The 15,484-nt window shown below is 69.7% G+C and carries 11 protein-coding genes; 7 read left to right on the top strand and 4 right to left on the bottom strand.

Annotated elements, in window-relative coordinates; genetic code table 11:
- Positions 1 to 89: 89 nt before the first annotated feature.
- A complete protein-coding gene (locus QU603_RS04660) occupies positions 90 to 3,812 on the bottom strand; it encodes a multifunctional oxoglutarate decarboxylase/oxoglutarate dehydrogenase thiamine pyrophosphate-binding subunit/dihydrolipoyllysine-residue succinyltransferase subunit (RefSeq protein ID WP_308493330.1) in 3,723 nt (1,240 codons plus the stop codon).
- Between the two features lie 175 nt (positions 3,813 to 3,987).
- Between QU603_RS04660 and guaB1 the strand changes: the two genes are divergently transcribed.
- Positions 3,988 to 5,445, top strand: a complete 1,458-nt coding sequence (gene guaB1, locus QU603_RS04665; protein WP_308493331.1) for a GMP reductase — start codon at positions 3,988 to 3,990, stop codon at positions 5,443 to 5,445.
- A 271-nt stretch (positions 5,446 to 5,716) separates the two neighbouring features.
- Here the strand turns inward: guaB1 and QU603_RS04670 are convergent, their stop codons facing one another.
- Entirely contained in the window at positions 5,717 to 6,676 is a 960-nt protein-coding gene (locus QU603_RS04670; RefSeq protein WP_308493332.1) for a hypothetical protein, read from the bottom strand.
- 720 nt (positions 6,677 to 7,396) lie between these two features.
- On the opposite strand from QU603_RS04670, the gene QU603_RS04675 reads away from it, so the two are divergent.
- Both QU603_RS04675 and QU603_RS04680 read left to right on the top strand, forming a co-directional pair.
- A complete protein-coding gene (locus QU603_RS04675) occupies positions 7,397 to 8,731 on the top strand; it encodes a hemolysin family protein (RefSeq protein ID WP_308493942.1) in 1,335 nt (444 codons plus the stop codon).
- Positions 8,728 to 9,798, top strand: coding sequence for a hemolysin family protein (locus tag QU603_RS04680; RefSeq protein WP_308493333.1), 1,071 nt, complete (start codon positions 8,728 to 8,730; stop codon positions 9,796 to 9,798). Before QU603_RS04675 ends, QU603_RS04680 begins: the two co-directional genes overlap by 4 nt.
- Positions 9,799 to 9,832: 34 nt before the next feature.
- Here QU603_RS04680 and QU603_RS04685 read toward each other — a convergent pair whose 3' ends face one another.
- Positions 9,833 to 10,915, bottom strand: coding sequence for an NADH:flavin oxidoreductase/NADH oxidase (locus QU603_RS04685; RefSeq protein ID WP_308493334.1), 1,083 nt, complete (start codon positions 10,913 to 10,915; stop codon positions 9,833 to 9,835).
- A 30-nt stretch (positions 10,916 to 10,945) separates the two neighbouring features.
- Between QU603_RS04685 and QU603_RS04690 the strand changes: the two genes are divergently transcribed.
- Genes QU603_RS04690 through QU603_RS04705 form a run of 4 tightly spaced genes read left to right on the top strand, consistent with a single transcriptional unit; the run spans position 10,946 to position 14,172 of the window.
- On the top strand, positions 10,946 to 11,827 hold the full coding sequence (locus QU603_RS04690; protein ID WP_308493335.1) for an ADP-dependent NAD(P)H-hydrate dehydratase: 882 nt from the start codon (positions 10,946 to 10,948) through the stop codon (positions 11,825 to 11,827).
- A 59-nt stretch (positions 11,828 to 11,886) separates the two neighbouring features.
- Positions 11,887 to 13,101, top strand: coding sequence for a glycosyltransferase family protein (locus QU603_RS04695; RefSeq protein ID WP_308493336.1), 1,215 nt, complete (start codon positions 11,887 to 11,889; stop codon positions 13,099 to 13,101).
- Between the two features lie 10 nt (positions 13,102 to 13,111).
- Entirely contained in the window at positions 13,112 to 13,438 is a 327-nt protein-coding gene (locus QU603_RS04700; protein WP_308493337.1) for a thiamine-binding protein, read from the top strand.
- Positions 13,438 to 14,172 carry an NUDIX hydrolase gene (locus QU603_RS04705; RefSeq protein WP_308493338.1) on the top strand — a complete coding sequence of 245 codons (735 nt, stop codon included), beginning with the start codon at positions 13,438 to 13,440 and terminating at the stop codon, positions 14,170 to 14,172. Before QU603_RS04700 ends, QU603_RS04705 begins: the two co-directional genes overlap by 1 nt.
- Before the next feature lie 33 nt (positions 14,173 to 14,205).
- Here the strand turns inward: QU603_RS04705 and metX are convergent, their stop codons facing one another.
- Positions 14,206 to 15,414: a homoserine O-acetyltransferase MetX gene (metX, locus tag QU603_RS04710; RefSeq protein ID WP_308493339.1), complete on the bottom strand. Its 1,209-nt coding sequence runs from the start codon at positions 15,412 to 15,414 to the stop codon at positions 14,206 to 14,208.
- Positions 15,415 to 15,484 lie beyond the last annotated feature (70 nt).

The following is a 15,484-nucleotide window of genomic DNA, read 5'->3' on the forward strand; positions in this document are numbered from 1 at the left end:
CACACCGCGCGGCAGGCTGCGGCATCCTGCTTCGCACTCGCCACGCGCCCGTGCGCCGGCGCGTCGATCACCTCCCCGCGGTCGACCGACTACAGGGTCGTGGCGCGCGCGATGATGTCGGCGGCCTCGGCGGCGTGCACCTTCGGCGAGCCGGTCGCCGGCGACGCCGCTGCGGCGCGCGAGATCACGCGCATCGGGCGACCGCCCAGCTGCGGGTCGACCTCGATCGCGATGAACGGCCAGGCGCCCTGATTCTCGGGCTCGTCCTGCACCCACACCAGCTCGGCATTGGGGTACGTCGCAAGCACCGAGGCGAGCTGCTCGACAGGCGCCGGGTAGAACTGCTCGAGGCGCACCAGGGCGATCTCGGGCTTCGGGTTCTTGGCGAGTTCGGCCTTCAGATCCCAGTGGATCTTGCCCGAGTGCAGCAGCACCCGGGTGACAGCGCTCTTGTCGATGCCGCGGTCGTCGTCGAGCACCTCTTCGAACTTGCCGGTCACGAAGTCCTCGACCTGACTCGTCGCGCCCCGCAGTCGCAGCATCGCCTTCGGGGTGAAGACGATCAGCGGCCGACGCGGCCGGGCGTAAGCCTGACGACGCAGCAGGTGGAAGTACGACGCGGGTGTCGACGGGCGTGCGACGGTCATGTTGTCCTGTGCGCACATCTGCAGGTATCGCTCGATGCGCGCCGAGGAGTGGTCAGGACCCTGGCCCTCGTAGCCGTGCGGCAGCAGCAGCACGACGCTCGAGCGCTGGCCCCACTTCTGCTCGGCCGACGAGACGAACTCGTCCACGACCGACTGGGCGCCGTTGGCGAAGTCGCCGAACTGGGCCTCCCAGAGCACGAGGGCGTCGGGGCGCTCGACCGAGTAGCCGTACTCGTACGCCATCGCGGCGTACTCGCTCAGCAGCGAGTTGTACACCCAGAACCGACCCTGCGTGGCCGACAGGTTCACCAGCGGGATCCACTCCTGACCGTTCTCACGGTCGTGCAGAACCGAGTGGCGCTGCACGAACGTGCCGCGCTGCGAATCCTGGCCGGCCAGGCGCACCGCCGTGCCCTCCAGCAGCAGCGAGCCGAATGCGAGCAGTTCGCCGAACGCCCAGTCGATGTCGCCGTTGCGGCTCATGTCCAGCCGCTTGGTGAGCAGCTTGTCGAGCTTCGGGTGGACCGTGAAGCCCTCGGGCTTGTTCACGAACGTGTCGCCGATCGACTCGATCACCTCGCGCGCGACACCCGTGGTGTCGGGGGCACCGCTGGCCGTATCGGTCGGGCCGGTGACGCTCACGATCGGCGAAGTGCCGGTCTCGGCGGCGTGGGTTTCGGCGAACGCCACTTCGAGGCGGTTCTGGAAGTCCTTCTTGGCGGTCTCGTATTCGTCCTGCGTGATGTCACCGCGGCCGACGAGCGACTCGGTGTACAGCCGGCGCACCGAGCGCTTCGCCTCGATGAGGTTCGTCATCAGCGGCTGCGTCATCGACGGGTCGTCGCCCTCGTTGTGTCCGCGTCGGCGGTAGCAGACGATGTCGATGACGATGTCGCGGTGGAACTGCTGGCGGTAGCGGAACGCGACCTCGGCGACGTGCACGACGGCTTCAGGGTCGTCGCCGTTCACGTGCAGGATCGGCGCCTGGATGGTCTTGGCGACATCGGTGGCATACACCGAGGTGAAGCCGTCGTTGGGCAGGGTCGTGAATCCGACCTGGTTGTTCACGACGATGTGCACCGTGCCGCCGGTGCGGTAGCCGCGCAGCTGCGACATCTGCAGCGTCTCGACCACGACACCCTGCCCGGCGAACGCGGCGTCGCCGTGCACGAGGATCGGCAGGTAGGTGAACGAGCCCATCGGCTTGCGGTCCTGCTTGGCGCGCACGATGCCCTCGAGCACGCCGTCGACCGTCTCGAGGTGCGACGGGTTCGCCGCCAGATGCACGGGCAACTGCTGCCCACCGTCGGCGACGAAGGTGCCATCGGTGCCCAGGTGGTACTTGACATCGCCCGAGCCGCTCTTGTTGCCGACTGCGACCGAGCCCTCGAACTCGCGGAACACCTGGCCGTAGGTCTTGCCGCCGATGTTGGTGAGCACGTTCAGGCGCCCGCGGTGGGCCATCCCGATGCCGGCGCCATCCATTCCCACCTCGGCCGCGCCCTGCAGGATCTGGTCGAGCAGGGGGATCAGCGACTCCCCGCCTTCGAGGCTGAAGCGCTTCTGGCCGACGTACTTGGTCTGCAGGAAGGTCTCGAACGCCTCGGCCTGGTTGAGCTTGCTGAGGATGCGCAGCTGCTCGTCGTGGCTCGGCTTCTGGTACTTGACCTCCATGTTGTCCTGGAACCACTTGCGCTGCACGGGATCCTGGATGTGCATGTACTCGATGCCGATGGTGCGGCAGTACGAGTCGCGCAGGACGCCCAGGATGTCGCGCAGCTTCATGATGCGCTTGCCGCCGAAGCCGCCGGTGACGAATTCGCGGTCCAGGTCCCAGAACGTCAGGCCGTGGTTCTCGATCTCGAGGTCTGGGTGCGTGCGCTGCACGTACTCCAGCGGGTCGGTGTCGGCCATCAGGTGACCGCGCACCCGGTAGGAGTTGATGAGCTCCTGCACACGCGAGGTCTTGTCGACGCGCTCGGCGATGTCGACGTTGATGTCCTTGGCCCACCGGATCGGGGCATAGGGGATGCGGAGGGCCGCGAAGATGTTGTCGTAGAAGCCGCGCTCGCCGACCAGCAGCTCGTGCACCTTCTTGAGGAATTCGCCCGAGCCGGCGCCCTGGATGACACGGTGGTCGTAGGTGCTGGTCAGGGTGATGGTCTTGCCGATGCCCAGCTCGTTCAGCGTCTTGTCGCTCGAGCCCTGGAACTCGGCCGGGTACTCCAAGGCGCCGGCGCCGATGATGCAGCCCTGGCCCTTCATCAGGCGCGGCACCGAGTGCACGGTGCCGATTCCGCCCGGGTTGGTCAGCGAGAAGGTGGTGCCGGCGAAGTCGGTGGCCGTCAGCTTGTTCGCCCGGGCGCGCGTGACCAGATCTTCGTACGACGCGAGGAATTCGTTGAAAGTCAGCGTGTCGGCGCGCTTGATCGAGGGGACCATCAGCGCCCGCGTGCCGTCGGGCTTGGGCAGGTCGATCGCGATTCCGAAGTTGATGTGCGCGGGCGCCACCACCGACGGCTTGCCGTCGACCTCGGTGTAGAACACGTTCTGGCTGGGGAACTCCTTCAGCGTCTGGATCAGCGCCCAGCCGATCAGGTGCGTGAAGCTCACCTTGCCGCCGCGCGAGCGGGACATGTGGTTGTTGATCACGATCCGGTTGTCGATCATGAGCTTGGCCGGGACCGTGCGCACGCTGGTGGCGGTGGGCACTGTCAGCGACTGGTCCATGTTGGCCGCGAGCGTCTTGGTCATCCCGCGCAGCGGGGTCACGACATCCTCGTCGACGTGCTCGTGCTCTTCTTCGACTGCCGACGGCTTCACCTTCGGAGCCTGCGCGGGGATCGGCTGCGGGGCTGCGGGCTTGGCCGTCGTGCGCGCCACCGGCTGCGTTCCGATCACGGGGACCGGCGCGGTGACCGGGTGCTCGCCCGACGGCGGCGTGCTGGTCGCCGCAGCGGCCGGTGGTGCTGCCACCGGCGCCGCCGGAGCGGCTGCGGGCGCGCTGGTGTCGACAGGGTGGTAGGCCTCGAGGATGGGCCACCATGACTTGTCGACGGAGTTGCGGTCCTTCGTGAACTGCTCGTAGAGCTCATCGACGAGCCACTCATTGGCCCCGAATTCTCCCTCGCTCGAAGTCCCGACGCCGTTCACCTGGCTCGACACGTCCGCTCGCCTGCTTTCCTCGCTGAGATATGGAGGTGTACGGGCTCTTTGTCGCCCTTGCACACAGACAACAAGCGTATCTCAGTGACCTGGACGTCGCCGGGATGCCGCAGCCCGCCGCACGCCACGAATCGGCATCGTTTCCCATCCCGAAAGAATCATTACCCTTGACAGCATGGAGTTCTACGGGGAGCAGCCGGCCGGTGACCTGACGTATTCGGATGTCTTCTTGGTGCCGCGCCGCTCGGAGGTCACCAGCCGCCTGAACGTCGACCTGTCACCTAAGGACGGCACGACGGCGACGATCCCGCTGGTGTCGGCGAACATGAACTCCGTCACCGGGCCTCGACTGGCCGCCACGCTGGCTCGCCGAGGCGGTCTGGGAGTGCTCCCGCAGGACATGCCGCTGCAAGATCTGGATGCCGCGATCCGGTGGGTCAAGGAGCAGCCGGTGCCGTGGGACACCCCCACCGTGCTGCCTTCGCACACCACCGTCGCCGAGGCTGCGCGCATCCTCCCCCCGCTCGAGGGCTACGGCATCGTGGTGGCCGACGAGTCGGCCGACGTGCTGCCGGTCGAGAAGATCCGCGGAGTGGTCTCGGCGGGGCGACTGGGCACGGCCCTGCCCGACGCGCAGCTGGGCGACCTCGCCCGCGCGCGGCCGACCTCGATCGACGCCGAAGACGTCACCGACGCCCGGCACGCGTTCGATCTCATCGTCGACAGCGGCGCCGAGACGGTGTGCGTGCTGCGGCACGGGATGCTGGTGGGCACGCTCTCTCGTCGCAGCGCGCTGCGCGCGAGCCTGTATCGGCCGGCGGTCGACGCGGACGGGCGTCTGATCGTGGCGGCGGCGGTCGGCATCAACGGCGACGCGCAGGCGAAGGCGAAGGCGCTGGTCGCCGCCGGTGTGGATGTGCTCGTGGTCGACACTGCACACGGCCACCAGGACGGGATGCTGCGCGCCTTGCAGCAGGTCTCCGAGCTCGGGTTGCCGATCCCGATCGCTGCCGGCAACGTCGTCACCGCCGAAGGGGTCCACGATCTGGTGAGCTCGGGCGCATCGATCGTGAAGGTCGGCGTCGGCCCCGGGGCGATGTGCACGACGCGCATGATGACCGCCGTCGGCCGCCCGCAGTTCTCTGCGGTGCTCGAGACGGCGCAGGCCGCGCACCTGATGGGCGCGCATGTGTGGGCCGACGGGGGAGTGCGCTACCCGCGCGACGTCGCACTGGCACTGGCCGCCGGCGCGTCGTCGGTGATGGTCGGCTCGTGGTTCGCCGGCACGGTCGAGGCGCCGGGCGAGCTGCTGACCGATGCCGAGGGCCGCGTCTACAAGGAATCGTGGGGGATGGCCTCGACCAAGGCCGTCCGCGAGCGCTTCGGGCGCCTGGATGCGTACGAGCTGGCCCGCAAGGAGCTTTTCGCGGAGGGCATCTCGTCGTCGCGCATCTACCTGGACCCGCTGCGTCCGGGGCTGGAGGATCTGCTGGACATGATCACGTCGGGTGTCCGTTCGTCGTTCACGTACGCCGGCGCCCGTACGGTCGACGAGTTCCATGATCGCGCCCGCGTGGGCCTGCAGTCCGCTGCCGGCTACGAAGAGGGCAAGGCCCTGCCCGTCAGCTGGTAGCCCGCGCCGCACACGCTGTCTCGTTCTGCGTCCGCGGGTTCGTTTTGCCGGTTTGTGGCCCTGGCCCGTTCCCCGCGCTGTCTTGTTCTGCGTCCGCGGCTGCTTCTTGCGGTGGCGAGTGCCGATTCCGGTAGCGCGAGCCGCGACCTTTCCGTTCACGCTGTCTCGTTCTGCGTCCGCGCGTTCGTTCTGCGGGCTCGCGGATGCGCCGGATGCGCCCGCTGCGGCCCATGCGGCCGCGCATCGCCCAGTTCCGCAGGCCCGTGAGCGCTCACGGACGGGGTCTGGGACACGGCATCCCGTCACCCGTGAGGATGTCCCAGATCCGGCGCGGCACATCCGCTTCGGTCGCCTCCCATCGTGAGAAGCCGCGCACCTCCCGGCGGATCTCGTTCTCGCGGTTCTTCTCATCGATCACGATGTCGGCGGCAGGGCGGTCCGCGCCGAAGTCGGGGCTCAGGTACTTTCCCCGGCCGTCGATCTCACACCAGTGGTCCTCCTCCACGAAATAGATGTCGCCGAAGACGACCCGCCCGCTGGGCAAGCGGCGTCGTTCCTGCAGCCGGGGCTTCGGGAATCCCAGTTCCGCGATCACGACCCGGCTCTGCGACTCCCGTACGTTGGCCGCGAGCGGGTTCGCGAACCCGAGCACCCGCAGCGCCTGTGCATCGCCGCGGCGCGGGTGCTCGTCATCCATCAGGGCGAAGATGTTGTCGATCGTGGTCAGGGCTCCGCCGGGACGGCCGGTCCAGATCGCCTGATCCACCGCTGTCACGGCTTTGAGGAAGGGCAGGTCTCGCGCAAGATCCAGCGCCGTCTGGGCAGGGGTGGTGATCTCATGCCGCCCCCACGGGAGACGCTCGACGCCGTCCAGGCCGAGGGCATGGCGGCGGACCGTCCCTCCGCTGCGGCCGCCGCTCGCGCGCGAGGTCGTGACGTCCACGTACTTCGGCCACGCTCCGAGGATGTCGATGTCCCACTTCGCCGCTGCCGCCCGGTGCGAAACGACCGCGGGCTGACGCAGTCTGCGCGCTGTCTCTTCGACGCGGACGCGGTGCTTCTCGATCGGTGACAGCGGGCTCCACTCATCGGCGGTGGCGAACGCGCCAGGCCCGAGGCGGACCCACATGCCCGAGTCGATCGCCTTTCGCAGGCGCCGGTCGTCGATCAGCTCGAGGGGTCGATCGGCACGACGGACGACGGTGAGGGTCGGTGTCAGAAGCGTGGCCATGGCAATGAGGATGTCGCTTCTCAGCCGGCGTGTGCGCGGGAATCCGCGAGCCTGTGGACAACAGAACTCTTCATCGGTCCCGGCTGCTCCAGGGGAGGAGACGGTGGCCAGCGCCTGGAGTCCGGTACTGCGTGCGCTGTTGTGCTCTGCCGCTGCTGCGCTCTGCCTCCGCGCTATCGTTCCGCTTCTGCGGGTGCATTTCGCTTCTTAGGGCGCTGCTTCGTTCGGCATGCGCGCCCTCGTTCGGCGTTCGCGGTCGTGTGCGCTGGGTGCACGCTGTCTGGTTCTGCGTTCGCGCCTGCGACTCGCGGTAGCGGATGAGGATCGAGGCAGCGCGGGATGCCGGAGCCGGGTCGGCGCGGTCTGCTTCTGCGGCTGCGGCTGCGGCTGGGTCTGCGGCTGTGGCTACGGCTGCTTCTGCGGCTGCGGCTGCGGCTGCGGCTACGGCTACGGCTGGGTCTGCGGCTGCGGCTGCGGCTGCGGCTGCGGCTACGGCTGGGGCTGCGGCTTCGTGTGCGAAGCGGGCACCGGGTGGGCACCGGGCGGACACCCGGACACGCGGACACCTCAAGCGGGCTCCGGGAGGACACCGTAAAGCGGGGCGCCGGACGGACGCCGTAAACTTGTCGACACGATGGACGACCCGCCGAGTTGCAGACGCCCGCCCCACGACCCCGTTGCCCCCACAGGGCCGGTCGCCCGCACAGGGTGTGACGCGTGATGGATTACATCATGCTGGGCGTGGGGCTTGTGCTCACGATCGGGACCGGGCTGTTCGTGGCCAGCGAGTTCGCGCTGGTCAACCTCGATCGCGCGGATCTCGAGGCGCGCGAGGAGCGCGGCGAGTCCCGTCTCGCGCTGACGATCGCGGCGCTGAAGAAGACGTCGACGCACCTCTCCAGCGCACAGCTGGGCATCACGCTGACCACGCTCCTGACCGGCTACACGATGGAGCCGGCGATCTCGAACCTGCTTCGGCCGGTGCTGGCGGCATGGAGGATTCCCGACGGCGTGCTCGTCCCGCTGGCGGTGATCATCGGCGTGTCGGTGGCCACGATCCTCTCGATGATCCTCGGCGAGCTCGTGCCGAAGAACTTCGCCCTCGCGCTGCCCCGGCAGACAGCCAAGCTGGTGCTGCCGTTCCAGGTCGCGTTCACCGCGGTGTTCCGCCCTGCGGTGCTCGCGCTGAACGGCTCGGCCAACGGCGTGCTGAGGGCGATGGGCGTGGAGCCGAAAGAAGAGCTCTCGGGCGCACGCACGGCATCCGAGCTGTCCAGTCTGGTGCGCCGCTCGGCCAGCGCCGGCGTGCTCGAGCAGGACACCGCGACGCTACTGGATCGCAGCCTGACCTTCTCGCGGCTGACGGCAGCCGACGTCATGACGCCGCGTCCGCGCGTGCACGCCGTCGCCGCCGACGACTCGGCCGAACACGTCGTGCAGCTGGCCCGCCGCACCGGCCACAGCCGCTTTCCGGTCTCGGGCGAGTCGATGGACGACATCGTGGGCATCGTGCATCTGAAGGCGGCGGTGAGCGTTCCGCGCGACCGGCGCGCCGACGTGCCGGCGGCCGCCCTCGCCTCCGAGCCGCTGCGCGTGCCCGAGGCCGCGCACCTGGACGGCCTCCTGGCAGAGCTGCGTGCCCGCGGCTATCAGCTGGCGATCGTGCTCGACGAGTACGGCGGCACGGCCGGCATCGTCACGCTCGAAGACCTCGTCGAAGAGATCGTCGGCGAAGTGCTCGACGAGCACGACCGCCGGCGGGCCGAGCTCGTGCGCGGAGGGGAGACGGTCACGTTCCCCGCCGATTGGCGCCCAGACGAACTGTACGACCGAGCCGGCGTGCGCGTGCCCGAAGGCGACGTGTACGACACCGTCGGCGGATACATCATGAGCGTGCTCGAGCGCATCCCGAAGCCCAACGATGTCGTTGAGATCGAAGACGGCACGCTGACGGTGGTCCGCATGGACGGCCGACGCATCGAGCGCGTGACCTTCACCCCGGTTCCCCATCCGCACGGCAATGCCGACGACACCGACGGGGGTGAGCTGCGATGAACGACTGGGTCGGAATCGTGTGGCTCATCGTGCTGCTGGTGTTCAACGGATTCTTCGTCGGTGCGGAGTTCGCCGTGGTGTCTGCACGTCGCTCGCAGATCGAGCCTCTGGCCGAGAACGGCTCGCGCGCGGCGCGCACGGCGCTGTTCGCGATGGAGCACGCGACGCTCATGCTGGCGACCACCCAGCTGGGCATCACGATCTGCTCGCTGCTGATCTTGAACGTGTCGGAGCCGGCGATCCACCACCTGGTAGCGGTGCCGCTGGGATTGACCGGCGTCGGCGAGGCGGCCGTCGACGTGATCGCGTTCGTGATCACGCTGGTGCTCGTCTCGTATCTGCACGTCGTGTTCGGCGAGATGGTGCCGAAGAACCTCGCGTTCTCCATGCCCGATCGGGCGGTGCTGATGCTGGCGACGCCTCTGGTGTGGATCTCGAAGGTCTTCCACCCGATCGTGGTCTCGCTGAACTGGCTGGCCAACCACGTGGTGCGGCTGTTCGGCGTGCAGCCGAAAGATGAGGCCGCCTCGACCTTCACGCTGGACGAGGTCGCCACGATCGTGAACCGCTCGCGCATCGAGGGAGTGCTGCAGGATGCCTCGGGCACGGTCGCCGCCGCTGTCGAATTCACCGACAAGAAGGCTGCTGACATCGCCGTTCCGTTGGCGGATCTGATCACGCTGCCGCGCTCGTCCACCCCCGCCGACGTTGAGCGCGCGGTCGCCCAGTACGGCTTCTCACGCTATGTGATCGTGGATGAGGGCGGAGAGGTCGCCGGCTACGTGCATCTGAAGGACGTGCTGCGCGCGGCGCAGGATGTGGATGCCGCAGCCGGAATCGAGCGGCAGATCCCGGCCGGGCGCATCCATCACCTGGTGCCCGTGCTGACCACGACCGACCTTGAAGACGCGCTGGCGCTGATGCGGCGTGCGGGTCGTCATCTCGCCGAGGTGCGCGACGCGCAAGGGCACACCACCGGTGTGCTGTTCCTGGAGGATGTGCTCGAAGAACTCGTCGGCGAGGTGCAGGACGCGACCCGCCGCGGCTACCGCAGCAACGGCCGGTGACCGGGGCGCCTCCAGGCGCCCGCCACCGGCAGGCTCAGCGCTGCGGGCGTGCGCGCAGATACTGCGGCGGCCAGTAGTCGATGTCGACGCCCAGCTCGCTGCTGGCCCGCAGCGCGAAGTGCGGGTCGCGCAGCCACTCCCGCCCCGCCATGACCGCGTCCGCGTCGCCGTCGGCCAGGATCAGTTCGGCGTGGGCGGCTTCGCCGATCAGGCCCACCGCGCTGGTGCGCACTCCCGCCTCGCGCCGCACCTCCGAGGAGAACGGCACCTGGTAGCCGGGTCCGATCTCGATGCGCTGGTGGGCGACGAGTCCTCCGCTGGAGATGTCGAACAGCACGGCCCCGTGGTCGGCCGCCCACCGAGCGACCGTCGTGGTCTGGGCGAGATCCCACCCGCCGTCGGCGCTGTCGGTCGCCGACAGCCGGACGAACACGAGCGCGTGGGACCCGGCATCCCGCAAGCTGTCGCGCACCGCGTCCACGACCTCCAGCAACAGCCGTGCCCGCCCGGCGAGATCGCCTCCGTAGCCGTCGGTGCGCGTGTTCGACAGCGGGGAGAGGAACTGGTGCAGCAGGTAGCCGTGCGCCGCGTGGATCTCGAGCACGTCGAACCCGGCCTGCGCGGCACGCACGGCCGCCGCGGCGAACGACCCGATCACGTGGGCGATGCCGGCATGGTCCAGTTCGACCGGCGCCTCGAGCCCTTCGTAGGCGATCGCCGACGGTGCGACGGTCTGCCAGCCGCCCTGTGCCGCCGGCACCGACCCGCGCTGCGCGGCGAACGGCGGCCACGTCGACGCTTTGCGTCCGGCGTGGGCCAGCTGCACACCCGCGGTGGCCCCACGCGCGTGAATGGCCGCCACGATCGGCGTCCATGCCTCGCGCTGCGCGTCGTTCCACAATCCTGTGTCGTCGGGTGAGATGCGGCCTTCGGAGGTGACGGCTGTGGCCTCGGCCATCACCAGGCCCGCCCCACCGGTGGCGAACTGAGCGAGATGCACGTGGTGCCATTCCTGCGGCATCCCATCCACGGCGCTGTACTGACACATCGGCGAGACCCACAGCCGATTGCGGAACGTCGTCCCCTCGATCGTGAGCGGGGCGAACAGAATGGTCATGAGGGGGACTCCTGAAGGTATGGTGTGGCCATGGGCGAGGCGGTGACGTGGACGGTCGTCCACGCGGCGGAAGTCCTGCGTGCGCCGACCGCCTCAGATGACAAGTATTCCCGTGGCGTGGTCGGCATGCGTACCGGGTCCGACACATATCCCGGCGCTGCGATGCTGGGAGTCGAGGCAGCGTGGCGTACCGGAGTGGGCATGGTGCGGTATCTGGGCGCCACCAGGCCGACCGAACTCGTGCTGCGGCGGCGCCCCGAGACGGTCACGGCGGACGGCCGGGTGCAGGCGTGGGTCATCGGGTCGGGGATGGATGCCGCGGCCCGCGAAGCGCACGAGACCCGCGCGCAGCGGGGCATTCTCACCGGGCGCCTGCCCGTGGTCGTCGATGCCGGCGCGCTGGATCTGGTCTCGGGCTCGGTCGCGCCCTGCGTGATCACTCCGCACGCGCGTGAGCACGCGGCGCTGCGGGCCGCGATCGGACTGCCGGCTGCCGACGCGCAGGACGAACAGGCGCGGATCGCCGCGGCGCGCCAGACGGCAGCGGCGCTGAACGTGGCGGTGCTGCTGAAGGGTGCCGTGACGATCGTGGCGACGCCGGCGGGTTGGACGGCGCGGGTGGACCAGACCTCGCCGTGGCTTGCCACCGCCGGCACCGGCGACGTGCTGGCGGGAGTGCTGGGCGCCCTTGTCGCCGGTGCGCAGGCGCAGCGCGAGCGAGCGGGCGCGGGCGACGGGCTGGATGCCGAGGCCCTCGGTCCGATCGCGGCGACGGCCGCCTGGCTGCACGGCGGGGCGGGCATGGTCGCCGCGCATCGGGCAGGCGCCGGCCGCCCGGGCCCGATCGTCGCACTGGATGTCGCCGACGCGCTGCCGCGGGCCGTCGCGGAGGCGCTGGCTGCGGCATCCTGACCCGACTCCCATATCGCGCCGGATGCGGTGTGTCGCAGCCCGCCACCTAGGATGGCCGGGTGGGCAGACGCACGATCCTCTGGGGAGCCTTCATCGTCATCCATGCCGTGGTCGCCTGGCTCGGCTGGATTATGCCGAATCAGCCGATGGGCGACGTGTACCTCGTCTACGAGCCGTGGTCGAACCAGGCGCTGTCGGGTGCCGGGATCGTCGGCATCACCTCCCCGTGGGTCTACCCGCAGCTCGCGCTCGTGCCGATGGTGCTCGCCCACGGCTTCTCGTGGGTCGGGGGGTATGTCGTCGGCTGGGCACTGCTGGCGATCGGGTGCAACGCTCTCGCGTTCTGGATGCTGGTGGGCGGCGCCCGCTCGCGCGGGCGGGTGCGCGCGGCCTGGTTCTGGCTGGGGTCGATCCTGCTGCTGGGACCGGTCGGGCTGTATCGGATCGACGCCATCACGATCCCGCTGGCGATCGCCGGCTGCCTGTGGCTGGTCGGCCGGCCGTGGCTGGGCTCGATGCTGCTGGCGGCGGGCGCCTGGATCAAGGTGTGGCCGGTGGCGCTGCTGGCCGCGGCGGTGATCGCGGTGCGACGCCGGATGGCCGTGGCCGGGGGAGCGCTCGTGATCTCGGCCCTGACGCTGATCGCGATCGCCGCCGCCGGGGGTATCGCCCACGCGTTCGGCTTCATCGGCGATCAGACCGGACGCGGGCTGCAGCTGGAAGCCCCGGTGAGTGCGCTTTATCTGTGGCGGGCGGTGCTGGGGGTGGACGGGTCGTTCATTTACTACGATCCCGACATCCTCACATTCCAGGTGGCAGGGCCCAATGTCGACGTCGTCATCGCGGTCATGACACCGCTGCTGATCGCCGGGCTCGTGCTGATCGCGGTCGTCGGCGCGGTCAAGGCGTGGCGCGGTGCGACCTTCGCCACCCTGTTCGTGCCGCTCTCGCTGAGCCTGGTCGCGGTGTTCATCGTCCTGAACAAGGTGGGCTCTCCCCAGTACCTCACCTGGATCGCGGTGCCGCTGGTGATCGGCCTGGTCCTGGACCGACGCCGATGGGCGGCCCCGGCGGCGCTCGGGCTCGTGCTGGCGGGGCTGACGCAGATCGTCTACCCGATCACCTACGGCGGGCTGCTGCAGGCCGAGGCCGGACCGGCATTCGTGCTCACGGTGCGCAACGTGCTGCTGGTCGTGCTGCTGGTGTGGGCTCTCGTGCGGCTCGCGCGGGTGCGCACGCGCGCTCCTCGTGCCCGCCTCGCTCGCACGCGGTAGCGTCGAGAGCATGCTGATCGCCTTCTCCGTCGCCCCCAGCGGCGCACCCACAGACGGAACCTCCCGCGACGACGCCTCGGTGCACGACGCCGTGGCCGCAGCCGTGAAGGTCGTGCGCGAATCGGGTCTGCCCCACCGCACGACGTCGATGTTCACCGAGGTCGAAGGTCCCGACTGGGACACGGTGATGGATGTCGTCAAGCGGGCGACGGAGGCCGTGATGCCGTTCGGCTCGCGCGTGTCGCTGGTGCTGAAGGCCGATATCCGCCCCGGCTATTCGGGGGAGATCGACGGCAAGATCCAGCGCCTCGAGACCGCGATCGACGCCCAGGCCTGATGGACGACCGCGCCCTGCACGACCTGCAGTCGGCCGTGGGCGCCGTGCGCGGGCCCGGGGCGGACCCGGATGCCGCTCTTGCTCGCGCGGGCACGGCGATCGTCGTGCGCGACGGTGCGGCGGGGCCCGAGGTGCTGATGATGCACAGGCCCGAGCGCGGATCGTTCGCCGGCGCCTGGGTGTTCCCGGGCGGTCGAGTCGAACCGGTCGACGAGGTCGCCGGCGCCGAGCCGATCGACGACGCGCGCCGCGCGGCCGCCCGCGAGACCGCCGAAGAAGTGGGCATGGTGGTGGATGCCGAGCACCTCGTGCCGATCAGCCGGTGGGATCCGCCCGTGGGCATTCCCAAGCGCATCCGCACGTGGTTCTACCTGGCGCGTGCCGGCGCCGGGGAGCTGACGTTGAGCACCGACGAGGTGGTCGAGGCGCTGTGGGTGCGACCGGAGGATGCGCTGCAGCGTCACGCGCGGGGCGAGCTCACCCTGTACCCGCCGACGTGGGTGACCCTGCAGGGCCTGGCCGGTCATGCGACCGGCGACGCGATGCTGGCCGCGGCGGCGGGCCGCGGCATCCACGTCTTCGCCACCAATCTGCGCCGTGACGCCGACGCGACGGTCTTCGTCTGGCGTCCTGACGCGGCCTACGATCCGGCCGTGCCGCTGGAGGCACCCGGCGCGCGGCATCGACTGGTCACCGCCGCGCTGCCGTGGCAGTACATCGTCACACCCGGCTGAGGGGTGCGCCGCTTGTCGGCGTGCGCGTGCGGTTCACGCCGCGAGCAGCCGTCGCAGGTGCAGACCGACGAGGTCTGTCTCGATGAGGAATCCGTCGTGGCCGAAGTCGCTGGCGATCACGACCGCTTCGCTGCCGTCGAGCGTATTGCCGATGCCGCGGGCGATGCGGTGCTGTCCTTCGACCGGGAACAGCCGGTCGGTGTCGATGCCGAGCACGAGCGTGGTCGCGGTCACTCGTGCGAGAGCGTCTTCGATGCCGCCGCGGCCGCGGCCCACGTCGTGCGAGTCCATCGCCTCGACCAGCCGGATGTAGCTGTTCGCGTCGAATCGGCGGGTGAACTTGTTGCCGTGGAAGTCGAGGTAGGACTCGACGGCGAACCGGCCGTCGTCGCCGAGGGGTGAGACGCCCGACTGCCAGGAACGGCTGAATCGCTGGTTCAGCTCGGTGGGGCTGCGGTAGTTCAGCAGCGCCATGCGGCGGGCAAGCGCGAGTCCGCGGTGCGGCCCTGCGCCGTCGCCGGCGTCGTAGTAGTCGCCGCCGGCGAAATGGGGGTCGATCTGGATGGCCTCCAGCTGCACCGAGTTCAGGGCGATCTGGTCGGCGGTGTTGAACGGAGGAGAAGACAGGATGCCGAGCCGCGCGACGCGGTCCGGCTCGGTGATCGCCCATTCCAGGGCGTGCATGCCGCCCATCGACCCGCCGATGACCGCAGCCCAGCGGTCGATGCCCAGCGCATCGGCCAGGCGCTGCTGGGCGGCGACCTGATCGCGAATCGTCACATAGGGAAATCGCGAGCCCCACTCCCGACCGGTCGGACCGATGCTCGCCGGTCCTGTCGAACCCTGGCATCCGCCCAGCATGTTCGGGGCGAGAACGAACCAGCGGTCGGTGTCGATCGCGCAGCCGGGACCGACGATCTCATCCCACCAGCCCGAGGTCGGATGACCCGGACCCGCCTCGCCGCGCACGTGGCTGTCGCCGGTGAGCGCGTGCAGGATCAGCACGGCGTTGTCGCGCGCGTCGTTCAGCTCGCCCCAGGACTCGTACGCCATGCGCACAAACGGCAGCTCGGCGCCGTTCTCGGTGCGGAACGCGCCGATGCCCGCGAACCGGCGGTTGCCGGGCCGGTCGCCGTCACGCCATGCGCCGCTGGCCGGCGGGCGGCCCAGCAGGGATCGGGCATCGGCCTCGGTCACCGGTGCGCTGGGCACGGTGTCTTCGGGCGTCTGCTGCCAATCCACGCTGTCCATTCTCTCGTGCCGTGCGCTGTGGCCGCTGCCTGTTACGGGCGCGGGTGCGTCCGACTGAAGG

This window comes from Microbacterium terrisoli, from assembly GCF_030866805.1.
GTDB lineage: Bacteria > Actinomycetota > Actinomycetes > Actinomycetales > Microbacteriaceae > Microbacterium > Microbacterium terrisoli.